Origin of the sequence: Streptomyces sp. NPDC059371 (assembly GCF_042751995.1) — a bacterium.
Classification (GTDB): domain Bacteria; phylum Actinomycetota; class Actinomycetes; order Streptomycetales; family Streptomycetaceae; genus Streptomyces.
The window spans coordinates 1-25,067 of sequence record NZ_JBHYXD010000063.1; the positions used below are offsets into that span (position 1 = coordinate 1).

Annotated in this window: 20 protein-coding genes and 1 pseudogene; 10 read left to right on the forward strand and 11 right to left on the reverse strand. The window is 71.0% G+C overall.

Annotated features, from left to right (window positions below):
* Positions 1-86: 86 nt before the first annotated feature.
* Positions 87-503, reverse strand: coding sequence for a DUF6325 family protein (locus ACFXGX_RS28645; protein ID WP_384796480.1), 417 nt, complete (start codon positions 501-503; stop codon positions 87-89).
* Positions 504-666: 163 nt separating this feature from the next.
* A complete protein-coding gene (locus tag ACFXGX_RS28650; RefSeq protein WP_384796396.1) occupies positions 667-1,311 on the reverse strand; it encodes a GAP family protein in 645 nt (214 codons plus the stop codon).
* A 257-nt stretch (positions 1,312-1,568) separates the two neighbouring features.
* Between ACFXGX_RS28650 and ACFXGX_RS28655 the strand changes: the two genes are divergently transcribed.
* The 3 genes from ACFXGX_RS28655 to ACFXGX_RS28665 all read left to right on the forward strand — a co-directional run bounded on the left by ACFXGX_RS28655 (position 1,569) and on the right by ACFXGX_RS28665 (position 5,945).
* Positions 1,569-2,459, forward strand: coding sequence for a YhjD/YihY/BrkB family envelope integrity protein (locus ACFXGX_RS28655; RefSeq protein WP_384796398.1), 891 nt, complete (start codon positions 1,569-1,571; stop codon positions 2,457-2,459).
* Between the two features lie 165 nt (positions 2,460-2,624).
* Positions 2,625-4,043, forward strand: a complete 1,419-nt coding sequence (locus ACFXGX_RS28660) for a DUF2252 domain-containing protein (RefSeq protein WP_384796399.1) — start codon at positions 2,625-2,627, stop codon at positions 4,041-4,043.
* Between the two features lie 84 nt (positions 4,044-4,127).
* The gene (locus ACFXGX_RS28665; RefSeq protein WP_384796401.1) at positions 4,128-5,945 is read left to right on the forward strand and encodes a glycoside hydrolase family 15 protein; all 1,818 of its coding nucleotides are present in this window, start codon (positions 4,128-4,130) and stop codon (positions 5,943-5,945) included.
* On the opposite strand, the gene ACFXGX_RS28670 is transcribed toward ACFXGX_RS28665, so the two are convergent.
* Positions 5,896-7,200, reverse strand: a complete 1,305-nt coding sequence (locus tag ACFXGX_RS28670; RefSeq protein WP_384796482.1) for a chloride channel protein — start codon at positions 7,198-7,200, stop codon at positions 5,896-5,898. The two genes, ACFXGX_RS28665 and ACFXGX_RS28670, sit on opposite strands and share 50 nt — an antisense overlap.
* A gap of 580 nt (positions 7,201-7,780) precedes the next feature.
* Here ACFXGX_RS28670 and ACFXGX_RS28675 point away from each other — a divergent pair.
* A complete protein-coding gene (locus ACFXGX_RS28675) occupies positions 7,781-9,238 on the forward strand; it encodes an FG-GAP-like repeat-containing protein (protein WP_384796403.1) in 1,458 nt (485 codons plus the stop codon).
* 30 nt (positions 9,239-9,268) lie between these two features.
* Here the strand turns inward: ACFXGX_RS28675 and ACFXGX_RS28680 are convergent, their stop codons facing one another.
* Both ACFXGX_RS28680 and ACFXGX_RS28685 read right to left on the reverse strand, forming a co-directional pair.
* Positions 9,269-11,689, reverse strand: coding sequence for a SpoIIE family protein phosphatase (locus ACFXGX_RS28680; RefSeq protein ID WP_384796405.1), 2,421 nt, complete (start codon positions 11,687-11,689; stop codon positions 9,269-9,271).
* A 128-nt stretch (positions 11,690-11,817) separates the two neighbouring features.
* The gene (locus tag ACFXGX_RS28685; protein ID WP_384796407.1) at positions 11,818-13,212 is read right to left on the reverse strand and encodes a hypothetical protein; all 1,395 of its coding nucleotides are present in this window, start codon (positions 13,210-13,212) and stop codon (positions 11,818-11,820) included.
* A gap of 168 nt (positions 13,213-13,380) precedes the next feature.
* Between ACFXGX_RS28685 and ACFXGX_RS28690 the strand changes: the two are divergent.
* Positions 13,381-13,686 (forward strand): annotated as a pseudogene (locus ACFXGX_RS28690) (DUF4291 family protein); the annotation flags it as partial.
* 217 nt (positions 13,687-13,903) lie between these two features.
* Here ACFXGX_RS28690 and ACFXGX_RS28695 read toward each other — a convergent pair.
* Positions 13,904-14,188, reverse strand: a complete 285-nt coding sequence (locus ACFXGX_RS28695) for a hypothetical protein (RefSeq protein WP_384796409.1) — start codon at positions 14,186-14,188, stop codon at positions 13,904-13,906.
* A 1,274-nt stretch (positions 14,189-15,462) separates the two neighbouring features.
* On the opposite strand from ACFXGX_RS28695, the gene ACFXGX_RS28700 reads away from it, so the two are divergent.
* The 4 genes from ACFXGX_RS28700 (at position 15,463) to ACFXGX_RS28715 (ending at position 19,256) form a co-directional block, all read left to right on the forward strand.
* Positions 15,463-16,020: a TetR/AcrR family transcriptional regulator gene (locus tag ACFXGX_RS28700; RefSeq protein WP_384796411.1), complete on the forward strand. Its 558-nt coding sequence runs from the start codon at positions 15,463-15,465 to the stop codon at positions 16,018-16,020.
* Positions 16,017-16,910: an aldo/keto reductase gene (locus ACFXGX_RS28705; RefSeq protein WP_384796413.1), complete on the forward strand. Its 894-nt coding sequence runs from the start codon at positions 16,017-16,019 to the stop codon at positions 16,908-16,910. Before ACFXGX_RS28700 ends, ACFXGX_RS28705 begins: the two co-directional genes overlap by 4 nt.
* Positions 16,911-17,000: 90 nt before the next feature.
* Positions 17,001-18,020 (forward strand): NADPH:quinone reductase, encoded by a 1,020-nt coding sequence (locus ACFXGX_RS28710; protein ID WP_384796415.1) that lies wholly within the window; start codon positions 17,001-17,003, stop codon positions 18,018-18,020.
* A 501-nt stretch (positions 18,021-18,521) separates the two neighbouring features.
* Positions 18,522-19,256, forward strand: coding sequence for an NAD-dependent deacetylase (locus ACFXGX_RS28715; protein ID WP_384796417.1), 735 nt, complete (start codon positions 18,522-18,524; stop codon positions 19,254-19,256).
* Positions 19,257-19,305: 49 nt separating this feature from the next.
* On the opposite strand, the gene ACFXGX_RS28720 is transcribed toward ACFXGX_RS28715, so the two are convergent.
* Positions 19,306-19,464: a hypothetical protein gene (locus ACFXGX_RS28720; RefSeq protein WP_384796419.1), complete on the reverse strand. Its 159-nt coding sequence runs from the start codon at positions 19,462-19,464 to the stop codon at positions 19,306-19,308.
* Positions 19,465-19,593: 129 nt separating this feature from the next.
* On the opposite strand from ACFXGX_RS28720, the gene ACFXGX_RS28725 reads away from it, so the two are divergent.
* The gene (locus tag ACFXGX_RS28725) at positions 19,594-21,039 is read left to right on the forward strand and encodes an alpha/beta hydrolase family protein (RefSeq protein ID WP_384796421.1); all 1,446 of its coding nucleotides are present in this window, start codon (positions 19,594-19,596) and stop codon (positions 21,037-21,039) included.
* Positions 21,040-21,233: 194 nt separating this feature from the next.
* Here ACFXGX_RS28725 and ACFXGX_RS28730 read toward each other — a convergent pair whose 3' ends face one another.
* From ACFXGX_RS28730 to ACFXGX_RS28745, 4 genes are all read right to left on the reverse strand, one after another.
* On the reverse strand, positions 21,234-22,472 hold the full coding sequence (locus ACFXGX_RS28730) for a cytochrome P450 (protein WP_384796423.1): 1,239 nt from the start codon (positions 22,470-22,472) through the stop codon (positions 21,234-21,236).
* A 31-nt stretch (positions 22,473-22,503) separates the two neighbouring features.
* Positions 22,504-23,895, reverse strand: a complete 1,392-nt coding sequence (locus ACFXGX_RS28735; RefSeq protein WP_384796425.1) for an NAD(P)/FAD-dependent oxidoreductase — start codon at positions 23,893-23,895, stop codon at positions 22,504-22,506.
* A complete protein-coding gene (locus ACFXGX_RS28740) occupies positions 23,885-24,169 on the reverse strand; it encodes a ferredoxin (protein ID WP_384796427.1) in 285 nt (94 codons plus the stop codon). Before ACFXGX_RS28740 ends, ACFXGX_RS28735 begins: the two co-directional genes overlap by 11 nt.
* Before the next feature lie 173 nt (positions 24,170-24,342).
* On the reverse strand, positions 24,343-24,975 hold the full coding sequence (locus tag ACFXGX_RS28745) for a hypothetical protein (protein ID WP_384796429.1): 633 nt from the start codon (positions 24,973-24,975) through the stop codon (positions 24,343-24,345).
* Positions 24,976-25,067 lie beyond the last annotated feature (92 nt).

Sequence of the window (25,067 nt, forward strand, 5' to 3'; positions counted from 1 at the left end):
ACCCCCCCCCCCCCCCCCCGCCCCCCGCCCCCCCCCCCCCCCCCCCCCCCCCTCGGCTGTCGGGCGCGAATACCGGCTGCCCGGCTTCAGGCGTCCGTCTCTTCGAGCGCGGCCAGCACGGCCGGTACCGGAATGCGCCCGGAGGCGACCAGCTGGGCGCCGCCGCGTCGCAGCGCGGCGGCGAAGGGCGCCGCCCACAGGTTCTCGTAGACCAGGATTCCGGCGGAGTTTCCGGGCTCCAGCGCCTTCCCGGCCTCCGCGATGTCGTCCTCGCCGAGCAGTCCGGAGGACACGCCCTCGAACACGGCGAGGTCGAGGGCTCCGTCGCCGTCGAAGTCGGCGACCTCCATGCCGACCACGGACCCGTCCTCGTCCTTTCTCACGAACAGAAGGTCGAGAATCCGAATGATGCCGCGGTCGACCAGATCGACCAGGATCGGAAGTCCCTCACCGGTCATTCGGTTACCGGGAAACTCCACGACGATATAATCGATCGGTCCCATCTCGACGAATGCATCTTCGCTCACGGCTTCACCCCTGCGTGGTCATGGTTTTACCCTGCCCCTGGTCAATGCCATTGCAGCACCGGTCGGAAGCGGCCGCATTTCGGTACGGCACCCCTGCGAGCCCCCGGTGAGGGAGCCGTTCGGGTGGTTCCGGGGAGGGTCACGCGGTGAGCTGGTAGATGCTCTTGCCGACCAGCCACAGCCCCAGGAACAGGAACAGCGACACCAGCGCCTGGTCCTGGTGCCGCTCCATCCAGGCACGCAGCTTCCCGAGCCGGACGCGGGCCGACCGCGGGGCGAACGTCGCGTAGAGCTCCATCGCCAGAATGCTGGAACTGGCCAGCAGCACGTAGCCCATCAGGGCCGCGTACGTCGCGGCGTGGTTGAGGTTCGCGTCCACGACGGTGGAGGCTCCGGCCGCGATCATCCCCCACGGCTGGAGCAGCAGCGCCAGGCCGGCCGCCGTCCAGGGGGAGATGTGTTCGATCCGGGACATGAAGCCGGAGGACTTCGGCCGCTTGCCCATGTTGCGCCGTCGGTGTTCCGCGTAGAGGACGAGTCCGAGGCCGACGGCCAGTTTCCCGGCCAGCGCGGCCGTGGAGGGCACGGATTTGGGGGCCGGTGGCTCGCCGCCGGTCATGAGCAGTACGGCGGCGATGATCGCGACGAAGGAGGCCAGCCAGGTCAGGATGAAGGCGAGACCCTTCCAGATTCCCCTGTCCGCGGCGAGCACCAGCACGAATCCGGTGATCGGCAGGGGGTCCAGGGCGATCGCCAGAGCGATGAGAAGCAGGTCAAGGACCATCGCCGCCCCCGCGTGGTCTCGCGCGGCCGAGCGCCGCGGTTTCGCGCATGCCCCAATCGTCACCTCCCCCCTGCGCGTCCACAAATCCGGTGGCCCGCCCGGCACATCGAAGCCCGGCACCTCCCCGTACGACCGGACGGCAGCCTCCCCGTACGGCCCAACGCCGCCCGTGCCGCGGGGCTCGCGGCCCGGGCGGACGGCACGCTGTTAGCGCGGCCACCCTATGGGTGCCCGGCCAGGGCGACACGGGGAGCGGCATGCGCGCAGACGAGGAACCCGGCTCGACCGGCGGCAGCCGGAGCCGTCGGCGCGAGCGCGTGGCGGCGCTGAAGGCCCGGCTCCTGGGACTGCGCGCGGGCGCCGAGACGCGGTTCCCGGTGATCACCCGCCTCGTCTCGCACATCGCCGCGGTGAACCTGCTGGACTCCGCGACGCGGCTCGCCGCGCAGGCGTTCCTGACCGCGGTTCCGCTGCTCTTCGTGGTCGCCTCGTTCGCCCCTTCGTCGGTGCGCGACGAGATCATCGACTCGGTGCGGGACATCCTCGGCATCACCGGCGCCGCCGAAAAGGAACTGAAGAAGGTGTCCGGGGCGAACTCCGCGAGCCTGCGCCAGAGCGTCGGGTTGGTCAGCCTGCTGATGGTCCTGCTCTCCGCCACCGCGTGCAGCAGGGCGATGCAACGGCTCTGCCAGCGCGCCTGGCTGCTGCCGGGCGCGAGCGCGCGCCTCGCCGTCTGGCGCTGGTTCGTGTGGATCGGGACCATGCTCGTCGTCATCGCGCTGCAGGGACCGCTGCGCACCGGATTCGGTGTGGGCTCCTGGCTCGGTATCCCGCTGCTCCTGATCACCGAGGTCGGTGTCTGGTGGTGGACGCAGCATCTGCTGCTCGCGGGGCGCGTCCCCTGGCCGCCGCTGCTGCCCGGGGCGATCCTGACCGGGGTGGCCCTCACCGTGCTGTCGGTGGTCGCCAAGCTGTACGTGCCCAAAGCGCTCAACCACAGCCTGGAGCGCTACGGATCGCTGGGCGCGGTCTTCACCGTGCTGTCCTGGCTGATCGGACTGTGCGTCGTCATCTCCGCGGGCATCACCGTGGGCGCCGTCATCGCCCGGGAACCCGCGGTGGCCCGCCGTCTGGGCTCGGCCGACTAGCTCAACTCGCCGGACATATCACCCAGGGCTACCTTGGTGATCCGGGCCGGACGCCCCTCCACGGGGCGGGCCCCGACCACGATCCGAGGACGGCGACCGGCGGAGTCGACCGCCGGGCGCCAACCGGCGCCAGCCGCGTCGGCGACACATCGCGGAGCGTCCCCCATGACCCCCAAGCATCCGGCTGGCAGCCGTCACCCGCACCACACCCCGGCGGAGCGTGCCGCGCTCGGCAAGGCCGCCCGGTCCGCCGTGCCGCGCTCCAGCCACGCCGACTTCACCCCCGCTCCGAAGCGGCCCGACCCGGTGGACATCGTGGAGGCGCAGTCCGCGACCCGGGTGTCCGAGCTCGTACCGATCCGCTACGGCAGGATGACGGAGTCGCCGTTCCGCTTCTACCGCGGGGCCGCCGCCATCATGGCCGCGGACCTCGCCGGCACCCCCCGGTCCGGGATCAGGGCGCAACTGTGCGGTGACGCGCACATGTTGAACTTCCGGCTGCTGGCCTCGCCGGAGCGCCGCATGATGTTCGACATCAACGACTTCGACGAGACGCTGCCCGGCCCCTGGGAGTGGGACGTCAAGCGGCTGTCCGCCAGCTTCGTCATCGCCGGCCGGGCGAACGGCTACAGCGCAAAGGAGCGTGCCGGCATCGTCCGTACGACGGTGCGGTCGTACCGCGAGTGGATGAGGCGTTTCGCCGGCCTGGGCAATCTCCCCGTCTGGTACACGCATTTCGACGAGGACTGGGTGCGGACGCACATCGCGGGGGAGCTGGGCTCGTCGGCCCGCGACCGCTGGAAGAAGACGACCGACAAGGCCCGCAGCCGGGACAGCCTCCAGGCGTTCAACAAGCTCACGCACATGGTCGACGGCCAGGCCCTGATCGCCGCGGATCCCCCGCTCGTCGTCCCGCTGCAGGATCTGCTTCCCGACATGGAGCGTGGTGCTCTGGAGAAGCAGCTCCGCCGGCTCATCGGGAGCTACGGCCGGAGCCTGAACTCGGACCGGCAGTTCCTGCTGGAGCAGTACCGGTTCGCCGACGTGGCCCGCAAGGTGGTCGGGGTCGGCAGCGTGGGAACCCGCTGCTGGATCATCCTCATGCTCGGCCGGGACGACTCGGATCCGCTGCTGCTGCAGGCCAAGGAGGCGGACGAGTCGGTGCTGGCGCCCTACGCCGGCGCGAGCGAGTACCGGACCCAGGGCGAGCGGGTGGTCGCCGGCCAGCGGCTCATGCAGGCCACCAGTGACATCTTCCTGGGCTGGGAGCGGGCCGAAGGCATCGACGGCCGCCGACGGGACTTCTACGTACGGCAGTTGCGGGACTGGAAGGGCATCGCGGAACCCGAACTGATGGTGCCGTCGGGCATGCGGGCCTTCGGCGAGCTGTGCGGTGCCACGCTGGCCCGCGCGCACGCGAGGTCGGGCGACCGGATCGCCATCGCCTCCTATCTGGGCGGGGGCGACGTCTTCGACCGCGCGCTCGTCCCGTTCGCCGAGGCGTACGCGGACCAGAACGAGAAGGACCACCGGGCACTCGTCGACGCCGTCCGTTCGGGGCGCGTCAAGGCCGAAGCGGCCTGACACCCCGGCACAGCCCTCGCGCCCCGCCGCGCCCTGCCCCCTGCCCGGCCCTTCCGGCTCTTCCGGCCCGACAAGGAGACCCGCATGGATCGCTATCCGCCCATCGCCGACCACGGCCTGGTCGGGGACCTGCAGACCGCGGCCCTGGTGTCGTCCCAGGGAGTGATCGACTGGTTCGCGGCACCGCGCTTCGACTCCCCCAGCGTCTTCGCCTCGCTGCTCGACCACGACGGCGGCGGATACTTCCGTCTCGCCCCCGAACACCCCGAGGGAACCTGGAAGCAGCTCTACTACCCGGACACCGCCGTCGTGGTGACCAGGTTCATGTCCCCGGACGGCGTGGGCGAGGTCCTCGATCACATGCCGGTCCTCCCGGGCCCGACGCCGAGCGACCGGCACAGTCTGGTGCGCATCGTCCGCTCGGTGCGCGGCACCGTGCACTTCGGTCTGGAGTGCCGGCCGCGCTTCGACTACGCGCGGGCGAGTCACGAACTCGACATCACCCCCCGTACGGCGGCGTTCAGGTCGCCGGTGGCGACCGCGTATCTCCAGGGCAACATCCCGCTCGAACGCGACGGCGACGACATCCGGGGCGGCATCACCCTGCAGAACGGCGAGACGGCCGCCGTCGTGTTCACGGTGTGCGGGCCGGGCGGCGAGGCCCCGCCGCCGCCCACCGTCGACGGGCTCACCGAGGAGCTCTGGAGCAACGTCGACTTCTGGCAGAAGTGGGTCCGCACCTCCAACTACCGAGGCCGCTGGACGGAGATGGTGCACCGCTCCGCGATCACCCTCAAGCTCCTGACGTACGCCCCGACCGGAGCGCCGGTCGCCGCCGCCACCATGGGACTGCCCGAGCAGATCGGCGGTGAGCGCAACTGGGACTACCGGTACACGTGGGTGCGGGACGGCTCACTGTCGGTGCGGGCGCTGCTCGACCTCGGTTTCGTGGAGGAGGCGACGCACTTCACACGCTGGCTGGGCGAGCGCCTCCAGGAGCGTGAGGGACCGGAGGACGAGCCCCTGCAGATCATGTACCGGGTCGACGGCGACCCGCATCTGACGGAGGAGGTCCTGGAGCACTTCGAGGGCTACCGGGGGTCGTACCCGGTACGCGCCGGGAACGGGGCCGCCGGCCAGTTGCAGCTCGACATCTACGGTGAGGCCCTCTACGCGCTGGCCGAGGGCCGCGCGGTGGGTGAACAGGGCGGCTACCACGGCTGGAAGGCGCTGAGCGGCATCCTCGACTGGCTCGCGGACTCCTGGGACCGCCCGGACGAGGGCATCTGGGAGACCCGGGGCGGGCGCAAGGACTTCACCTACAGCCGCGTCATGTGCTGGGCCGCCTTCGACCGGGGCCTGAAGCTGGCCGCGGACTTCAGCAGACCGGCCGACACGGCCCGCTGGACGAAGGCGCGGGACGACATCTTCGAACAGGTCATGGCGCGCGGCTGGGACGACACAGGTCAGGCGATGGTCCAGCACTACGGCGGTGACGTCCTGGACGCCTCCCTGCTGCTGGCGCCCCGCGTCGGCTTCGTCTTCGCGCGGAGCCCCGGCTGGCTGCGCACCCTGGACGCGATGGAGCGCGTCCTCGTCTCCGACAGCCTCGTCTACCGGTACGACCCCCAGGCCTCCCCGGACGGACTGCGCGGCGCGGAGGGAACGTTCAGCCTCTGCACGTTCCTGTACGTCGACGCGCTCGCCCGCGCGGGACGGCTCCCCCAAGCCCGCTACACCTTCGAGAAGATGCAGACGTACGCCAACCATGTCGGCCTGTTCGCCGAGGAGATCGGCCCGAGCGGGGAGCAACTGGGCAACTTCCCGCAGGCCTTCACCCATCTCTCCCTCATCATGGCCGCGACGACGCTGGACGAGGCGCTCGACGGGCCGCGGCCCTGAACGGCGGGATGTCCGGACCCTGCGGAAGCAGTTCCACGGTCACGAAGGACACCACGGCGGCGAGCACGATCACCGGCACCGTTCCCGAGTTGCCCACGAGGAGCACGACCAGCACGACACAGCTCACCGGCAGCCTGAGCGCGGCGGCCGACGCGGCGGCCATGCCCGCCGCCATCGCCGGCGCCACGCCGAACCCCGGGAGCGGTGCCAGCAGGGCGCCCGTCGCGCCGCCGAGGAACAGCGCGGGAAACACCGGACCGCCCCTGAGGGTGCCCAGACACAGCGCGTACGCGACGGACTTGAGCAGCACCACGGCCACGAGGCTGCCGACCGACCACGCGTGCGGGTGGGCGGCGAGCTGGGAGAGCGTGGTCTGGCCGGACAGGGCCACCTCGGCCGGCGAACGCCCGGTGAGGGCCGCGTAGAGCGCCGCGCAGCCGCCGGCGCCGAGCGCGCACAGCACCGTGGTCCGCATCGTGTGAGCGGACACGGCACGGGCCGCGTGGCGGCCACTCACGATGATCCAGTGGACGCCGACCCCGATGACCAGCGCCATGAGCACCGACCAGACCACGTCCCCGGTGTCCAGGGTCGAGGGCGCGGGGATCCCGATCCTGAGGCTGCCGGTCTGCAGTCCGGTCCAGCTGCCGAACCCGGTGAACACGATGGCGCCGACTCCGCTGGCCAGCAGCGCGGGCAGCATCACCGCGAACAGCTGCGGTCCGCCCACACCGGCGACCTCCATGAGCAGCACGGCGGCGACCAGAGGGCTGCCGAAGATCGCCGCGATGGCCGCGGCGGCGCCCGCGGCACCGAGCAGCGCCGTGCCCGCCGGGGTCGCGGGAGCCCGTACGAGATCCCGGAACAGCAGCGCGAGCCCTCCGCCGAGGGCGATCAGCGGCGACTCGGGGCCGAGCACGGCTCCCAGCGGAAGGCTGGCCAGCGCGGCGAGCGCGACGCCCGGCAGAGCGGATGTCGACGTCCCGCCGGCGTGCAGGCCCGAGGCCGGAATGTGTCCGCCCCGGCCCGGAAACCACAGCACGATCAGGCCCACCAGGATCCCTGCCAGCAGCATCGGGGGAAGCGGCCACCACCAAGGCGGATCCGACCACCCGAGATCGTGCGGCCACTGCTCCCACAGCAGATGTTCCAGCTCGTGGAGGAGCACCAGGAACCAGAACGCGGCGAGCGAGACCGGGACGCCGATCACGGCGCAGAACACCAGCGCCCGCTGGTACGCGGGCTGGACCAGCATGTTCCTGAGCTGCTCGGCCTCCGTGGGCTGGTTGCCCGGCGGGGACTCGGCCCCGCCGGACCGCTCCGCCGGAGCGGGCCCGGTCTCCTCGGACTTCGGCTCGGTGATGGGACTTCTCCTACGTGCGCTCGGAGGGGTGCTGTCGTGGGACGGGGCCGGGTGACGGCCGGTGCCGCGGGCCATACCGAGGCCCGGGCCCCGGCCGTGCCCCCTGCCCCTGGCCGTGCCCTGGCCGCGCCCTGGCCGTGGGACTCTGCCGTCGGGGCGCGAGCGTACCCACGGGATCCGCCGTTCCCGCGCGGCCCGCGCACCGGGCCCCGAATACCCTCCGGGTGGACGCGCGATCCGCACCCTCACGGCGCAACCCGCGCTGCCCGGCACCAGGGGTCCCGCTTCCCGCCGGCCGGTCCGTCGAACGGCCAACACCCCTTCCGTAAGGCCTGCTTCACCTACCGGAAGCGGGCCTGGACCGTTGCCGTGCGCCACGACGTCGGTGCCAACATCTCGTCCGTCCGTCTCGTACAACCCTTCGGATTCACCGGGAGTCTCCGGACCGTACTCATGTCACGGAGAGGAACTCATGTCCCGGTCGCATCACAAGCGCTCCCCGCGTTCCGTCGTCCTCGGCGCCACCGCCGTCGCGGCCGCCCTGGCCGGTGGTCTGCTCGTCACGCTGCCCGGCGCCGCCAGTGCCGCTCCCTCGGGCCTCGCCGACGACTTCAACGGTGACGGCTACAGGGATCTGGCGACCGGCGCCCCGGGTGCTGTCGCGAACGGGAAGGCGAAGGCGGGCGCCGTGGTGGTCAACTACGGCTCGGCGAGCGGTATCAGCGCCGCCCGCCACACGACCACGTCGCAAAGTTCCTCCGGCGTGCCGGGTACCTCCGAGACCTCCGACCGCTTCGGCACCGAGCTCGCGCACGGCGACCTCAACCGCGACGGCTACGGCGATCTCGTCGTGGGCACACCGCTGGAGGACGTCGGCAGCGACGCCGACGGCGGCTCGGTCACGATCCTGTGGGGCGGCTCGTCCGGCCTGTCGGGCGGCACGACGATCGGCGACCCGAACGCGTCGGGCCACGACCTGTTCGGCCGGTCCCTCGCGGTCGGCGACTTCACCGGCGACGGCAAGGCCGATCTGGCGGTCGGTTCCACCGGCAAGGACGTGTGGATCTTCAAGGGCGGCTTCACCAAGGCCGGCGGCGCGGCCGGCAAGCTGCGCTTCGATGCCTCGATCGAGTCGGGCGCGTACCCCAAGGGCGCCGTCCAGTTGGCGGCCGGGGACTTCGACGACGACGGCACGGACGACGTGGTGGTGGGTTCCTCCGCGGGCAACTTCGTCTACCGGGGCGCCTCGACCGGACCCACGCTCCAGACCGAGGCCGGCGCGGGGTACGCGGGCGCGTTCACCGTCGCCGACTTCGACCGGGACGGGCACGACGACCTGGTCGTCGGCACCGACTTCGTCGACATCCTGAACACCCCCGCGAAGGGCGGCTACGCCACCGTCTTCTACGGCGGCACGGCCGGCGTCGACACCACGCGCAGCGCCGTCTTCAGCCAGGACACGGCGGGTGTGCCGGGGTCGGACGAGTCCGACGACTGGTTCGGAGGCTCGCTCGCGGCGGGCGACGTCAACGGCGACGGCTACCCGGACCTCGCCGTCGGCGCGGACAACGAGTCCATCGGCTCGGCGGCCGGTGTCGGCAACGTCTGGGTGCTGCGCGGCGGCGCCTCCGGCCTGAAGGGGACCGGCGCCCAGTCCTTCAACCAGGGCACCGCGGGTGTACCGGGCGCGAACGAGCCGTCGGACGTGTTCGGCGGCGCCGTCCACCTCGCCGACCACAACAAGGACGGCCGCGCCGACCTGTCGGTGGGCGCGGGCGGCGAGAACAGCGACGACGGCGCCGTCTGGGTCCTGCGCGGCTCCACCGGCGGCATCACGACCACCGGCGCGGTGAGCTTCGGCGCGGCGTCGGTGGGCATCGGCAGGTCCGGGGACGACCCCATGTTCGGGGACATCATGTCGGGTTCCTGACCGGGACGGCCGCCCTCCTGGGTCGCGCGGTCAGGAAGGCGGCAGGGGCTGTTCCGTCCAGACGGTCTTGCCGTCGTGGGTGTAGCGGGTGCCCCACCGCTCCGTGAGCTGCGCGACCAGGAAGAGCCCGCGTCCGCCCTCGTCCGTGCTGAGGGCCCTTCGCAGGTGAGGGGACGTGTGGCTGGCGTCGGACACCTCACAGATCAAACAGTGCGTACGGATGAGGCGCAGGGTGACGGGGCCGTCCGCGTACCGGTAGGCGTTGGTGACGAGCTCGCTGGCGACCAGTTCGGTGGTGAAGGCCATGTCCGACAGCCCCCATTCGGCCAGTTTCGCCGTGGCCAGCTCCCTGGCGCGGGCGGCGGCGGTCGCTTCCAGAGGCAGGTGCCATGTGGCGAAATTCTCCGGTGGCAGTACCCGGGTGCGGGCCATGAGCAGCGCGATGTCGTCGGTGGGGCGGCGGTCCGTGGGCAGCAGCGCTTCGACCACCCCGTCGCAGGTGCCCTCCAGAGGATCGGCACAGCGGGCGATACATTCCCGCAGGTTCTCCAGCGCGGCATCGATGTCGCCGTCGCGCGCCTCCAGGAGGCCGTCGGTGTAGAGCGTGAGCACGCTGCCCTCGGGGAGGTCGAGGTCGTACATCTCGAACGGCAGTCCGCCCAGGCCGAGCGGTGGACCCGCGGGCAGGTCGAGCACGATCACCTGGCCGTCCGGGGTGGAGACCAGGGGTGCCGGGTGGCCGGCGCGTGCCAGGGAGCAATGCCGGGAGACCGGATCGTAGACCGCGTAGACGCACGTGGCCCCGACCATCTGCTCGATCGCCGACTGGTTGCCCTCGGCGTTCGTCTCCATCTCGGCGGCCAGCAGACTGACCAGGTCGTCCAGCCGGGCCACCACCTCGTCCGGTTCCAGGTCGAGGCTGGCCAGGGTGCGCACGGCGGCGCGCAGGCGCCCCATCGAGGCCGCGGCGTGGATTCCGTGGCCGACCACGTCTCCCACAACGAGGGCGACTCGGGCCCCTGACAACGGGATCACGTCGAACCAGTCACCACCGATGCCCGGCTCACCGCTCGCCGGGAGGTACCGGCAGGCCACCTCGACGGCCGGCAGGTCGGACACCGTGCCCGGCAGCAGACTGCGCTGCAGCGTCAGAGCGGCGCTCTGTTGCTGGGTGAAGCGGCGCGCGTTGTCGATACAGACGGCCGCACGCGAGGAGAACTCATGGGCCACTGCGGCATCGTCGTCCTCGAAGGGCTCCGAATGGCGCACGCGCCACAGGCTCACGACGCCCAGTATCAGGCCGCGTGCCATCAGGGGCACCGCGATCAGGGAATGAACGCCGAGACCCAGGGCGCCCTCGATCCGCCGCCGGTCGATGGCGTACCACTCGGGGCGCAGGGACAGCAGCCGTTCGAGAACCGGGCGCCGCTCGGCCAGGCACCGCGCCTGCGGAGACTCCGGAAGGAGCGGGACCACGTCGCCCTCCTGGAACGGAACCCGTGGTTCCGCGGGCGACAAGGCCACGCGCACGAGCGCACCTGTCACGTCCAAGGGCAGTTCGTCACCGAGTGTCACCGGCCTCAGGAGGTCCACCGAGCAGTGGTCGGCCAAGCCTGATGTGGCCACCTCGGCCAGTTCCCGGGCCGTCTGCGTCACGTCCAGTGAGGTTCCGATGCGGGCGCTCGCCTCGTTCAGCAGCGTCAGCCTGCGGCGGGCCCGGTAGCGCTGGGTCACGTCCTCGATCGTCTCCGCCACGCCGAGAACCCGGCCCGCGGAGTCTTCCATCCGGAACGCGGAGACGGACACCGTCCGTTCCCGGCCCGGAGCATGGCGTGTGCGGGCCGACTGCTCCGTGAAGATCAACGGCTCGCCGGTCTCCAGGACGTGGCGTACCCGCTCCTCGGCCGGACCCGCGTCCTCGTCGACCAGGAACTCACCCGAACGACGGCCCACCGTCGCCTCGGCTGTGATGCCGCTCGCCTTCTCGATCGCACGGTTGACCCGAATAACCTTCCGGTCCGGGCCGTGGATGGCCAGGCCGATCGGGGACCGGTGGTACAGGCCGTCCAGCAGCGCACGGTCCCGTTGCCAGGCGACGACTTCCGCGGCAGGGGCACCGACCAGGAACCACTCCTGCCGATCTCCGTCGCGGGTGATCGCACGCGCCCGGAAACCCATCTCCACACGGCGTCCGTCGTGGTGCCGGACCGGCAGGACGCCGAACCAGCCCCCTGCCCTCATGGCGTCCACGACGACGGACCGCGCGACGGGCAGGTCACAGGCGTCGACCAGGAGGTCCCGCCACGGCCGTCCGATCACTTCCTTTGCCGGGTAGCCCAGCACCTCCTGCGCACGTGCGCTCCAGCCGACCACTGTGCCGTGATCGTCGAGCACGGCCGAAGCGGCATGCCCGAGGGCGAACGGATCCTCCGGACTCTCGCTGAAATGCATCGAAGGCGTCCCCATAACCACCACTCTGTCTCCGTGAGTCCGATGTTCCTCCTCCCGGTCCCCATCCGCGACTCTCCGTGTCGCACCCCGATATCCAGTCGCTCCCGGCAGCTTGAGATCTGTCCGTGTCAGCGAGGGATACCCGCATCGTCCAGGTACCGGTGCATGGTTTTCACGGGGAGGCTTGGGTTGCCGAGGGCGTGGGAGGCGATCTCCGGATTCCGGCAGCTTCGAAGGACGAGGTCGACCGGCAGCGCGGGGTGCGCGGCCGCCATGGCACGAACACGCTTGTCGGGGTCGGCAAGCAGCCGGACCACAGCGTCGACGGGCGCTTCGGGGTCCAGCCCCACCAGCCGTCGTAGCTCTGGATTCGAGTCGTCGGCGAAGCGCTGCCCGCTGCCCGCGCCCGGGAAGTTCGGGTGGCCCTGCAGAGCGCCCTTGGTGATGACCTTGCAGTCCAGATACGTCTGCAGCACGACCTCGCCGTCGACGGTCGGTTGGTTCTCACACAGCAGGAGTCTTACGGCGTAGTCGTCGTCCTTCGAGAGCAGGTCGATGGCGTCGGCAGGCAGGTGCCGGCTGTAGGCGGCGCTGCGCCGTAGCAGGGTGTTGGCCGACTTGGCGCATTGGCGCAGGACGTCGGGATCAGCGCAGAGGCGAACCCATTCGACGGGATGGAGCCGGTCGGACGAGCTGATGGTGACATCGATGGCGGTGCGTTCGGCCTCCGTCAGTTCAGGGCGTACCGATACCGCCAGCCGGACTCCGTGCGCGTCGTCGTTCGCCAACGGTCGAACGATGTCGATGGGAACGTTGAGGTTGGCCGCCAACTCTCGGCGGTCCTGCTCCTCGGTGCTTGCCGCGAGCTGTTCGGCGGTCGACGTGCTCATGGCTCCGCACCGGACCACTTGCCACCGGTCGAGGCCGCCAATTCCCGCGTCGAGAAGAAAGTCCGTGCAGGCCGTGTCATCGCGGCAAGCCTCCATCATGGCCGCTCGGCGGACTTCGTCAGCGGCGTCGTGGAGCAGACGGCTTCGGGTGTCCTCGGACAGCAAGGTCCACTGGCGGCAGGCCGCCTGTCGGAGGTTCGCGTCCTGGTGGTCGGCAAGCCCGGCGACCAGGCTCGGGGCCGTGTCGTGGCAGAAGGCCGCGTTTCGGCGGACTCCCGGTTCCGGATCGGCGAGCAGCCGCCGCTGAGTGGCCAGGGGCAGGGGTGGCGTGGGGATGCGGAACCAGCCGGGTCCGAGGGCCAGCCCGAGGCGGACGCGTGGATCGGGATCGTCCACGAGCCTGGCACGTTGTTCCGCCGACACCGAGACGTTCTCCGTCAGCGCACTCCGCAGCCTGCGGTCGGGATGCGCGACGATGGCGTCGACCACCTCGTCCGGCAGAGCGCGCCAGGCGATCGTGTTCCAGGCCGCGGCGGCTTCCTCGCACAGCAGCCTGGTCAGGACGTCGGCCGGCGCTGCGGGATTTCGCGCGATCGCAGCGAGGGTCTCACGGTGACCGCGATCTCCATACATGGCGGGGCCTCCTCGTGCGCCGGCGACCGTCGCGGGCCCGCAGAGTGTGCGCATGTCACGTATACGAGGTCAACGTCGGTGATCACTCTCTGCCGCGCATCCGCAGAATGGCGAGCGGCCTTCCGGAGCGCTCCGGGTCCCAATCGATGCGGCCTTCGAGGTGCTGCGCTGCCGGGAAAGATCAAAGCGCGCCGGGGCCGACGAGCAACTCGCCGAAGGCTGCCCCGGGGCGTCATCTGGATGATGTACCGCTCCGGCTGGGGCACGAAGGAGGGTCAGGAGACCGTCCTCGCCGTCGAGATCACTCGCGACGGCTTCGACTGGGCGCTGCGCCATTCCTGCCTGTCGCATTACGTTCGCGGACTGCACCCCGATCGCGGCACCTGGCAGCGTGACCTCAAGCGCGCACCGGCCCGTGTCCAGTGGGATCCCGAACGCGACCCCGCCGACGCGGAACTCCTGGCCCACCTGAGTCCCTGACCGGCAACCCGGGCACAACCGCAGGCATCACCCACGGGTCACATGGCGGCGGTAAAGGTCTGTGAACGCTGCTTGATGATCCATGTCAAGCAGCGTTCACAGTCCTCTTCGCGGCTGACGCACCTCGCGGATCAACGCTGTGAAGGGCGACCACGTGTGCACTGCGGGCCGGTACAGCCCTGGAGGCTTCCTGTGGCCGGTCCGACCGGTGTCATGCGGAAGCCACCACCTCGCCGGCCATGACCCGGGGAGGGTTGGGGAGCAGTGACGCAAGGTTGTCCCGCACGAAGTCCGCAGCCCTCAAGATCGATTCCTCGGCACCGGCCTGGTCCTGGAAGACGCTGGTCGAGACCATCACTCCGTCCCCGGCATCGATCCAGTAGTAGGCCACGAAGCCGGAGACCTGGCGCATGAGTGCCACGAACCCCTCGTTCACGAGACGTGCCGCCTCGGCCGAATCGGTCACCCCTTCGTACCGCCGGACTGCTGCGTACATCGCCAAGCTCCTCACGGCGTTATGGGTTCGTTCTCTGCTGAGACGTCGTACCCCTGCGACGACCGCCTGGCTCATGAGGCGTCCGGCAGTCACCTGAAGGGCCGCCTTGGGTGATCCGAACGGCGGCCGCCGGCCCGGACACACGACCCTGCGCATGTCTGCCACGAGACGGCATCGGCATGGAGCAGAGCAGCCTCGGACGGTGACTGCCCGCAGCCCGGAAGAGGCTGTGAACGCGGCATGCCGATCCACGTCAAGGCGCGTTCACAGACCTTCGCATCGACGCCGATACTCACCCATCGGAAGGCTCTGCCGCTGTCAGCACAAGCACTCGTTCCGCATTGTGCGGTACGACCGCGGCTCGCGGCGGCGGAGCCTCCAGGGCCATGTGTGCCGACCCTGGTATCTCGACCACAACTGGGGCGTCGGTGGCAGCGGTTGGCGTGGTGCCTCTTCGCTGTCGCCGACCGTGGGAGAGCAGACCGCGCGGGATACAGATCCACGTCGTCGGTCATGCGGGCCATCATGCCGCGCCGACGCTCAGGCCGTGTCGCGCTTCGCGGCCGACGGAGAGGACGGTTGCTCGTCGCGGCTCTCCAATGTGAAGGCGTCGCGGCGAGCGAGGGTCACCGACAGAGGAAGACCCAGCCGCTCGGCCGCGCGTCGCCGGACACGCACCTGCGCTCGGGTCCGGGGCCGGAAGGAGGGGAGCCGCGAACAGCCGCAGCCAGGGCGGTGATCGTAGGTCAGTCCCTCCGCGAGCACTGTCGCAACGACGGACCATGCCTTCGTGTCGCGTCGCCGGGGCGCGGCGAAGTCGTAGCCGGCGAAGACGAGCTGTTCACGGCAGCCAGGACAGATGCGCTTCCGGATCGGCCACGCGCTGCCCTTGAAGGCGAGCCGACACGCAACACACACATAGTGCCGAAAGGCGCCGTTGAACGCGTGGTAGCACATGGTCCGACAGGGTACGCATCGTCCGCGGGCGGGCCCAAGCAGATTCCTGGTGCCCGATCCGGCCAGCCAGCCGCCTGTCGGTCGCTGTGGCGGACGAGGGGTGTGGATGAGCCAACAGCGGGGCAGTCCTTGGCCGCCGCGTCGTGGCCGGTGACCTCCTGGGCGAAGCAGCCGCAGGACTTCGGAGAGGTCCCAGCGCTGGGCGTAGTCCACGGCCGGGCTTGTCCACCCGTGACCCACCTCAAGCCAAACAGAGCATCGACTCTGTATGGTGAGTTCTGCAAGCAGAGCAGCGATTCCTTTTGCTGGAGGGTGCGGTGCCGCGGCTTACCGACGCACGCAAGGAACTTCGGCGCGCCCAGATCACCGAGGCCGCCGTACGCTGCTTCAGCCGCAACGGCCTGGAGCGGACCTCGATCGCCGACATCACGGCCGAGTCCGGCCTCTCGAACGGCTCCATCTACGCCCACTACAGCAGCAAGGCTGACTTGGTCCAGGCCTCCGCCCACGCGGTGCTCACCAAGCGCGCCGAAGCCCTCGGCGACTACGCCGCGAGCGACACCCCGCCTGACCCCGACGAACTGCTCGCCCTCCTGATCGCCGCGATCGACCCCGCCGAAGCCCGCGTCGGCGTGCAGACCTGGGGCGAGGCGACCACCAACCCGGCCATCCACGGCATCGTCGTCGACACGATCGACCGGTTGCGCGCCATGGTGCACGACTGCGTCATGGCCCACCTGGTCAAGGTCGAGCACCTCGACCCGGCCGAGGCCCAGGAGCAGGTCATCCCGATCGTCGACCGGGTGATGCCGCTCTACCTGGCCGAACTGCTGCGCACCGCCTTGCGATCACCGACCGAGGAGACAGCGCCATGACCACCTCGACCGCTTCGTTAGCCGCCCGCACCGTTTTCCGGATCGGCTACGGAGCCTTGCAGCTCGAGCGTCTGCACGACCGCCGCGGCGACGCCGTCGCGCTGCTGCGCCGCGCGGTCGAGCTGGGCGTCGACCACGTGGACACCGCCGAGTTCTACGGCTTCGGTTTCGCCAACGACGTGATCCGCGAGGCGCTGCGCCCCGAGGACGGCGTCCTGGTCGTCACGAAGGTCGGTGCCGATCCCGACCCGGGCGGGCCACTGCCGCTGCGTCTGGCGCAGCGGCCCGAACAGCTGCGCGCCGGTGTCGAGGACAACCTGCGAAGCCTCGGCACCGACCAGCTCCCGGTGGTCAACCTGCGCCGTCTCGACTCCGGCCCCGGCCTGCGCCCTGACGGCGATCAAGTCGTCGACCTCGACGACCAACTCGCGGTGATGACCGCCCTGCGCGACGAGGGCAAGATCGGCGCGATCGGCCTGAGCAGCGTCACCCTCGACGGCCTGCGCCGCGCCCTGCCCGCCGGCGTCGTCTGCGTCCAGAACGCCTACAGCCTCGTCTCCCGCGACGACGAGGACATGCTGCGGCTTTGCGCGGCCGAGGGCATCGCCTGGGTGCCGTTCTTCCCGCTCGGCGGGGCCTTCCCCGGCCTGCCCAAAGCAATCGACGAGCCGGCGGTGCACGCCGTGGCCGAGTCCCTGGGCGTCACACCCTCCCAGGTCGGCCTTGCCTGGCTGCTGCACCACGCCCCGAACGTGCTGCTCATCCCCGGTACCGCCAACGCCGTCCACCTCGAAGCCAACATCGAGGCCGGCGAGATCGCCCTCGACGCCGCCACCCTGGCCACCCTCGATGCCATCGAGTCCCGCTCCAGCGAAGTCCCCATCGGCTGACCGGAACCAACCAGGCCCGGCTCGCGGCCGCGGCCCGGGCGCCCTGCCACGGCACACAGCCCATATACGCCAAGGATCTAAGGACAGATCATGAAAGCCATCATCTACCGCGACAACGGCGGCCCCGAGGTTCTTCAGTTAGTCGACCGCGACCTGCCCGTGCCTGGCCCCGGCGAGGTCCGTGTCCGGGTCGCCGTGTCCGGAGTCAACCCGACCGACTGGCAAGCACGCTCAGGCGTCGCCCATGCCAAGCTGTTCGCCGAGGTCACCCCGCACCTGGACGGTGCCGGCGTGATCGACGCCGTGGGCGAGGGGGTCGAACAGAGCCGGGCCGGCGAGCGGGTCTGGCTGTACATGGCCGCCGCCGGGCGGCCCACCGGCACCGCCGCCGAGTACACCGTCGTACCCGCCGAGCGGGCCGTGTCGCTGCCCGACGATACCGGCTTCGACCTCGGTGCCTCACTCGGCGTCCCCGCGCTGACCGCTCATCGCGCGCTCACCGTCGCCGAGGACGGACCCGGCCGTCTCCGTCCCGGGGCGCTCGACGACCAGGTCGTGCTCGCCGCGGGCGGGGCCGGGGCGGTCGGGCACGCCGTGATCCAGCTCGCCCGCTGGGCCGGCGCCACCGTGATCAGCACGGTCAGCGGCCCGGAGAAGGCCCGGCTGGCCACCGCCGCCGGCGCCCATCACGTGATCAACTACCGCGAAGGCGACCCGGCCACCGAGATCCGCAAGATCGCCCCGGACGGCGTCGACATCATCGCCGAGGTGGCACTCGGCGCGAACCTCGCACTGGACCTGGCTGTGCTGCGGACGCGCGGCACGATCGCGACCTACGCCAACGACGGCGGCAAGCCGGTCGAACTGAACGTACTGCAGAACATGGTGCTCAACACACGCCTTCAGTTCCTGGTGCTCTACACGGCCGGTCCGGAGGCACGCGCCGCGGCCGTCGAGGACGTCGCCGCCGCGGTCCGCGACGGCGCCCTGCCGGTCGGCGAAGAACACGGCCTGCCACTGCTACGCCTCCCGCTCCACCGCACCGCCGACGCACACCGGGCAGTGGAAAGCGGTGCGGTCGGCAAAGTCCTGGTGGACATCACGTCCTGACCCATAGCCGGCCGCCGTGCCGACACCTGCGCGTAGCCGCAATCCGCACGCCACAGCTCCCCCAGCCGCAGGCTCGCCGCGAAGATCCGACCCCGGACCGGCGCCGGGACCTGGGGATGCCGTCTTCAACCAGCGGCAGGTGCCGCTGCTGCCGGCGGATCTCGACCGGCTTCCTGCTGACCTGGGCAGCGACTGGGTCAGCAGGCCCGCGAGCTGTGTCAGGTCGTCGAGCGCGGGCTGCACCTGTATCTGTGGTTCATCGGCGACTGACCGCGGTCGGCGAACTGGTCCGCTGCGGCAGCGAGTTCGACGGCATGGACCATCATGGCGCGGATGCGGGACGCCCCGGCGGGTCCGACCTCCGGGACGTGGAAGGCCAGTTCCGGCCCCTGGCGAACCGCCTGTTGAGGTCTGTGAACGCGGCATGACGATCCATGTCATCCTGTCCCGCGCCCAGATATCCGGTCGCTCCAAGCAGGCGCGCGCCGTACCTTCATGTCCATGAACAGGCCTCTCGTCGCCATCCTCAGTGGGGCGGGCATCTCCACCGACTCCGGGATCCCCGACTATCGCGGGCCCAACGGGCTATGGCGGACGGATCCCGAGGCCGAGAAGCTCGTGACGTACGAGTACTACATGGGTGATCCGGAGATCAGGCGACGGGCCTGGCTGATGCGGCGGGATGCCGGTGCGCTGGGGGCCGAGCCCAACGCCGCGCACCGGGCCGTCGCCGAGCTGGAGCGGGCCGGGGTGCCCGTGCGGGTCCTCACCCAGAACGTCGACGGGCTGCACCAGCTCGCTGGCATGCCCGCCCGCAAAGTGCTCGAACTGCACGGAACCGCAAGGACGGTGGTGTGCATGGAGTGCCACGCGAAGACACCCATGGAGGACGCCCTCGCCCGGGTCGACGCCGGTGAGCACGACCCGGACTGCCCGACGTGCGGCGGCATCCTCAAGCCGGCGACCGTCATGTTCGGTGAGCGACTCGACCCGGTCGTCCTCGGCCAGGCCGCCGCCATCGCCAAGGCCTGCCAGGTGTTCATCGCGGTCGGCAGCAGTCTGCAGGTCCAGCCGGCGGCGGGCCTCGCGGGCGTCGCCGCCGACCACGGCGCCCGGCTCGTCGTCGTCAACGCCGAGCCGACCCCGTACGACGAACTCGCCGACGAGATCGTCCGCGAACCCATCGGCACCGCCCTGCCGCAGCTGCTGCGCCGGCTGCGCGCGTCGCACCGATAGCCACGAATGCCTTGTCCAGCTGCAATGCGGCAAGGTCGGCTGCTCCGACTCATCGTCGGCCGGCCGCGCGCGGGCGTTTGCCCCGCTCCCCCGTCGCGGCCTTGAGGGAGATCAGCACCACCCACCACGACTTCGCGCTCGTCGGGGACACGAAGGCAAGCGGCACCGCGATGGCGAAGACCACCACCGTCGACGCCGGATCGGCCACATCATTGCGGGCGACGGAGTCGGGCAGTGCTGCACGAAATGCCGTTCCGGCGCTCCCAGGGGTCCGTTCGAAGTACCGTCGGGAGCGGCGGGCCGCTAGGTGGCAGGGCCTGCTCCTACGTTCGATCCCATGACGAACGCGTTCACAGACCATGCGCAGACGCTCACCCGACGGGGCGCGCTCGCCGGGCTCGCGGCAGGGGCAGGGACGGTCGCGCTGTCCGCGGCGCCAATCGCCTCGGCGAGCTCGGCACCGGCGTTCGCGGCAGAGCGTGACGCCCACCCGTCGGCTCCCGCACCCGCACCCGCACCCGACGCGTCGCCGACGCCCGGTGTCATGCAGTTGTTCACGGACCCGGGGCTCAATTTCAACGCGCTGCTCGCGCTCGGGGGCGCCGGGTTCGGCGCGGCCGAGGTCGGGGAGGTGCTGACCGCCGTCAACGCCATCAACGCCGCCGGGGCGAGCGAGCAGACCTATACCGCGGAGTTCCGCCGCTGGGGCGACCGGCTGACGACCACCGCCTCGCCTCACGAGCAGACACACCGCGCTCACTCGCTGCGCGCCGCCCAGTACTACGGGCAGGCGCTGTTCTTCGTGCTCGGCTCGGAGACCCCGGGTGACGAGAAGAGGCTCTATCTGGCGGGGCGCCGATCCTGGGACACCTTCGCACGGCTGTGCACGCCGTCGGCGATCACCGACCAGGTCCCGTACCAGGTCCCGTACCAGGGCAGGACCTCGATTCCTGTCTGGTTCTTCCGCCCCGACGACTCGGGAAGACCCCGGCCGACCGTCATCCTCACGAACGGGAGCGACGGCCCGAACGTCGACATGTGGACCTACGGGGTCTCCGCCGCGCTCGCCCGCGGCTGGAACGCGCTCGTCTACGACGGCCCGGGCCAGGGCCAGTTGCTCTTCGTCGACCAACTCGTCTTCAGCCCACGCTGGGAGCAGGTGGTCTCGCCGCTCGTGGACTGGCTGGAGCGCCGCAGGGACGTCGACGCCCGTCGGATCGCGCTGACCGGCCTCTCCATGGGCGGTGACCTCGCACCACGCGCCGCGGCCTTCGAGCACCGGATCGCCGCACTGGCCGCGCTGCCGGGCTGTCTCTCCCCGTGGCTGGGCTTCCCGGCGGAGCTTCGGGACATCGTGACGCCGGACAAGGCGGAGACCAACCGTATCTGGAACGAGGAGGTCGCCCCCGGACTGACGCCGTCCGAGCAGTTCGTCCTCAAGAAGCGGATCGAGCCCTTCTCGATCCCGGCGATGCTCGCCGCCCGGCAGGGCCGGCTCTTCACCGACTTCTGGACACCGGCCCAGCGGATCATGGCACTCGACATCACCCGGATCGTGGGCCGCATCAAGTGCCCCACACTGGTCCTCGACTACGACGACGAGAGCTTCTACCCGGGTCAGCCACGCGAGTTCTTCGAACTGCTGCGCACCCGGAAGGAGTTCCGGCTGATGCGGGCGGCCACCGGTGCCCAGCTGCACTGCTCGCCGATGGCGCCGCAACAGCACTGCGAGGTGGTCTTCGACTGGCTGGAGGACACCCTGGGCCGGGGCGAGCGCGATTAGTCGGCATCAGATCAGGCACCGCCCTGCCGCAGCTGCTGCGCCGGGTCGGCGCGGGCAGTGGGCAAGTGCCTTGACATGAGGCCTTGTTCGCGCGGCCCGCGTACCGCCGCATGGTCCGAACGACAGACCCTAGGCCGTATCCGCAAAGTCGCGCCTGCCCGGCGGGCGGACGACGCGACTTTGCGGACACGACCCTAGGGGCGGATCCCGTCGCAGGTGATGGGGAGGTGGCGCGGGCCGCGCAGTACGGCGTTCTGGCGGTACGGGGGGATCTCCTCCAGCAGACGGGGGTTCTCCAGCCTCCGGGCCAGTTCCGACAGGGCGAACTGGGCCTCCAGCCGGGCCAGCGGTGCGCCGAAGCAACTGTGGATGCCGCTGCCGAGGCCGAGGTGCTGGATGTCCTTGCGGTCCGGGTCGAAGCGGTCCGGGTCCTCGAAGCGCCGGGGATCGCGGTTGCCCGACGCGAGGACCAGCCAGATGGGTGCGCCCCTGGGGATGGTGACCCCGCGGACCTCGATGTCGGCGAGGGCGGTGCGCTGCGGCACCAGTTGCACCGGCGGTTCGAAGCGCAGCAGCTCCTCGACGACGGGCACGGCCAGCCGCGGATCGGCGCGCAGCCGCTGGAGTACGCCGGGATTGCGCAGCAGGGTCAGCATCCCGTTGGTGATCAGGTTGACCGTGGTCTCGTGCCCGGCGATCAGCAGCAGCGCCGCGGTGCTGAGCAGTTCCATCGTGGTCATGGGACCGTCCTCCCCCTCAGCGGTGGCCAGTTGGGAGAGCATGTCCTCCCCGGGGTTCTTGCGGCGCTCCTCGATCAGGCCGGCCAGATACATGCCCAACTGCATCCGGGCGTCCTGCGTGTCCTCGCCCCGCTCGGCGGGACCGGCGTCCGGGTCGGGGTCCAGGCTGGCGGCGAGGGTGTCCGCCCAGACGTGGAAGCGGGCCTCGTCCTCGCGCGGCACGCCGAGCAGCCGGCAGATCACCGTCACCGGGAAGGGGTACGAGAACTGCTCGACCAGGTCGATCCGTGCCGGGTCGCCGATGCCGTCGATGAGACCGGTGACGATGTCGTGGAGTTCTCCGCGCATCCCGTCGACCCGGTGGGGTGAGTGCGGCGGGCCGAAGGGGCGGTTCGTCATGCGCCGCAGCCGGTCGTGCTCCGGCGGGTCGAGCCGCAGGAAGCTCGGTGGGAGGGTGCTCTCCTCCGGGGGCGCCTCCGAGGCCAGCGGGTCGGCCGCGTTCGAGGCCAGGTTGCGGGCGTCGGAGCTGATCCGGGGATCGTGCAGCAGGCCGCGGATCTCGTAGTACGTGCTGATCACGTACGGCCCGCCGGCCTCGTGGTGGACCGGCGTCCTCCGCAGTTCCTTGTAGATCGGGTACGGGTCGGCCCGGTTGGCGTAGTCCAGGATCTGGTGCAGCAGGGATGGTGTCATGGCGGGTCCTAGAGTCCTCGTGGCCGTGCGGTCAGTGCGCCGGGGTGAACGTCATCCGACGGTCGGCGGGCGAGTATCCGCTGAGGGTCACGGTGGGGCCGTGGGTGGGAACCGAGGGGTCGGGGAAGTCCGCGTCGAGCGGCCGCCGTCCCTCCGGGCGCCGGTCGACCGTGGCGAACGGCGGCGGGAACGGCGCGGTGGTCTCGATCAGCTCCTGGTAGAACGGCAGCCACCGGCCGTGGTCGAAGGCGACGGCGCCGATGACACGTCCCTGGTACCCGTAGACACCGAGGAACCGGTGGTCCGCCAGTGAGCCCTGGGAGATGAGGATCTCCGTACCCATCGACGGGATCCCGACGGATTTGATGTTGATGCCGAACTGCGAGGACCAGAACGCCGGCACCTCCAGGTGGGGCAGCCGGTCATGGCTTTCGCTGAGCATGTTGTGCGCCGCGATCCGGGCCTGTGAGACGGCGTTGCCCCAGTGCTCCAGGGAGAGGAACTGGTAGCCGAACAGGGCGTGCGGGCTGCGGGCGACGTCGCCGGCCGCGTAGATGTCGTCGGTGACGATCCCGCGGATGTCGAAGGCGCGGCAGCCGGCGTCGCAGGCGATGCCGCGGGGTCCGGCGCCGAGTCCGGACCCGGCGAGCCACTCGGTGTTGCGGAGGGCGCCGAGCGAGACGATCACCACGTCGGCCTCGACGGTGGAGCCGTCGGACAGATGCGCGGCGCGCACCCTTCCCGAGGCGTCGCCCTCCAGACGGGTCACCATGACCCCGCACCGCAGGTCCACCCCGTGCTCGCGGTGCATCTCGGCGGCGACCGCGCCGACCACTCCGCCGAGCGCGCCGACCAGGGGTGCGGCACCGCGTTCGGCGACGGTGACGGGGAGGCCGCGTTCGCGACAGGCGGAGGCGATCTCCGAGCCGGTGAATCCGGCCCCGATGACGAGGACCCGCCGGGGGCCCGCATCGAGGTGCCGCGCGAGGGCGGCGCTGTCGTCCCGGCCGCGCAGCACGAAGACGCCGTCGAGGTCCGCCTCGTCCTCGTGCGGCCACGGTCGCGCCCGGGTGCCGGTGGCGATCAGCAGCCGGTCGTACGGCACCTCGTCGCCGTCGGCCAGGCGCACCCGTCCGGTGGCCATGTCCAGTCCGGTGGCCGCGGTGCCGAGCCGCCAGGTCGCGTCGACGGCCCGGAGCCTGGGCAGCGCGGTGCGGTCGGCGCCCGCCCTGCCGAGCAGCACCTGCTTGGACAGCGGGGGCCGGTCGTACGGTTCGCAGGGCTCGTCGCCGATCAGGGTCAGGGCCCCGGCGAAGCCCTTGTCCCGCAGGGTTTCGGCGGCCCGCAGGCCGGCCAGCGAGGCGCCGACGACGACGATGCGGCCGTCGCGCTTGAGCCGTTCCAGGGATCCGTCACCGGGCACCGGACACCGCCCCGGCCGGTACGTCCGCGGCGCGTTCCGTGCCGTCGGCCTCCGCGCCCCTGGGTTCCACCGCGCCGGGTTCGACGGCGTCGACGAGGACGGCCTGGACGGGGCAGGCCGCGGCGGCCCGAGCCAGCTTCTCGCGGTGCGCGTCGTCGGCGTCCGGGTCGTACAGCAGTGCCTCCTCGCCGTGCATGGCGAAGATCTCGGGGGCGAGGAACGCGCACTGCGCGTACCCCTGGCACCGGTTCAGATCGACGGCAATCCTTACCACGGGATCGGTCCTCTCCAATGGCCCGTTCAACCCTCCTGCGACCACTGTCGGTGACCGGACGGGAAGCCGCGACGAGGGGATGACCGTTCGAGTGAGCGCTACGGCCGGGTCGGGCCGCAGTGGCGGGGCGTGCCGGAAAATCGGACCAGGGGCGGCCTTCCGTGCCGGGAAGGTCAGGCGGGGGCGGTCCTCGGTGCCGCGGCGGGCGGCCGGCCCCACAGGATGTTCAGGCTGAGGAGCAGCGCCCAGGCCGGGAAGACCATCTCGGACCAGGGCACGCCCGATCCCGCCACGAGCAGGGTCAGTCCCGCGAGGTAGCCGATGGCGACGAGCGGGCGCGGGAGGGCGCCCAGCCGGCGGCCGATGGTCGAGGTCGCGATGATGAACACCGCCGCCATGCGCATGGCGTACGTGGTCAGCAGGGCGTACGCGAAGTGGCTGCCGAAGGTCGAGTCCTGCGTGCCGTCGCCGAGCACGGTCCCGGCCGCCGCGGCGGCGCCGAACAGCGTGGCGACGAAGACCACGCCGCTGCCCAGGAACACGGTGGCGACGAACCGGTCCTCGGCCCGGCCGCCCTGCTCGCGGAGGGCACCCATGAACCACAGGAACGCGATCCCGGCGAACGGCACCAGTTCCAGCGCCGTCCGCAGGCCACCGCGCTGTCCGGCGTCGAGGGTCACGTCGTCCCCGCCGCCGGGCAGAGCGGTGCGCACCAGCGTGATCGCGGCGGCCGTCAGGACGGCGAACACCACCCCGGCCACCCCGGCGGCCCGGCGCGTCGCGAGGCGCTTGTGCTTCCGCTCCATGGTCTCCCGCTTTCTGCCTGCTCTCTCCTTCGTACAGACATCAGCGATCGCGGGGCCACGCCACCGGGGTCACCCGGGAGGAACACCGCGGT

What these genes read in the sequence shown, in the direction of transcription:
- ACFXGX_RS28645 (WP_384796480.1), bottom strand. Translation starts at nt 503, where the DNA reads ATGGGACCGATCGATTATATCGTCGTGGAGTTTCCCGGTAACCGAATG.
- ACFXGX_RS28650 (WP_384796396.1), bottom strand. Translation starts at nt 1,311, where the DNA reads ATGGTCCTTGACCTGCTTCTCATCGCTCTGGCGATCGCCCTGGACCCC.
- ACFXGX_RS28655 (WP_384796398.1), top strand. Translation starts at nt 1,569, where the DNA reads ATGCGCGCAGACGAGGAACCCGGCTCGACCGGCGGCAGCCGGAGCCGT.
- ACFXGX_RS28660 (WP_384796399.1), top strand. Translation starts at nt 2,625, where the DNA reads ATGACCCCCAAGCATCCGGCTGGCAGCCGTCACCCGCACCACACCCCG.
- ACFXGX_RS28665 (WP_384796401.1), top strand. Translation starts at nt 4,128, where the DNA reads ATGGATCGCTATCCGCCCATCGCCGACCACGGCCTGGTCGGGGACCTG.
- ACFXGX_RS28670 (WP_384796482.1), bottom strand. Translation starts at nt 7,200, where the DNA reads ATGCTGGTCCAGCCCGCGTACCAGCGGGCGCTGGTGTTCTGCGCCGTG.
- ACFXGX_RS28675 (WP_384796403.1), top strand. Translation starts at nt 7,781, where the DNA reads ATGTCCCGGTCGCATCACAAGCGCTCCCCGCGTTCCGTCGTCCTCGGC.
- ACFXGX_RS28680 (WP_384796405.1), bottom strand. Translation starts at nt 11,689, where the DNA reads ATGCATTTCAGCGAGAGTCCGGAGGATCCGTTCGCCCTCGGGCATGCC.
- ACFXGX_RS28685 (WP_384796407.1), bottom strand. Translation starts at nt 13,212, where the DNA reads ATGTATGGAGATCGCGGTCACCGTGAGACCCTCGCTGCGATCGCGCGA.
- ACFXGX_RS28695 (WP_384796409.1), bottom strand. Translation starts at nt 14,188, where the DNA reads ATGTACGCAGCAGTCCGGCGGTACGAAGGGGTGACCGATTCGGCCGAG.
- ACFXGX_RS28705 (WP_384796413.1), top strand. Translation starts at nt 16,017, where the DNA reads ATGACCACCTCGACCGCTTCGTTAGCCGCCCGCACCGTTTTCCGGATC.
- ACFXGX_RS28710 (WP_384796415.1), top strand. Translation starts at nt 17,001, where the DNA reads ATGAAAGCCATCATCTACCGCGACAACGGCGGCCCCGAGGTTCTTCAG.
- ACFXGX_RS28715 (WP_384796417.1), top strand. Translation starts at nt 18,522, where the DNA reads ATGAACAGGCCTCTCGTCGCCATCCTCAGTGGGGCGGGCATCTCCACC.
- ACFXGX_RS28725 (WP_384796421.1), top strand. Translation starts at nt 19,594, where the DNA reads ATGACGAACGCGTTCACAGACCATGCGCAGACGCTCACCCGACGGGGC.
- ACFXGX_RS28730 (WP_384796423.1), bottom strand. Translation starts at nt 22,472, where the DNA reads ATGACACCATCCCTGCTGCACCAGATCCTGGACTACGCCAACCGGGCC.
- ACFXGX_RS28745 (WP_384796429.1), bottom strand. Translation starts at nt 24,975, where the DNA reads ATGGAGCGGAAGCACAAGCGCCTCGCGACGCGCCGGGCCGCCGGGGTG.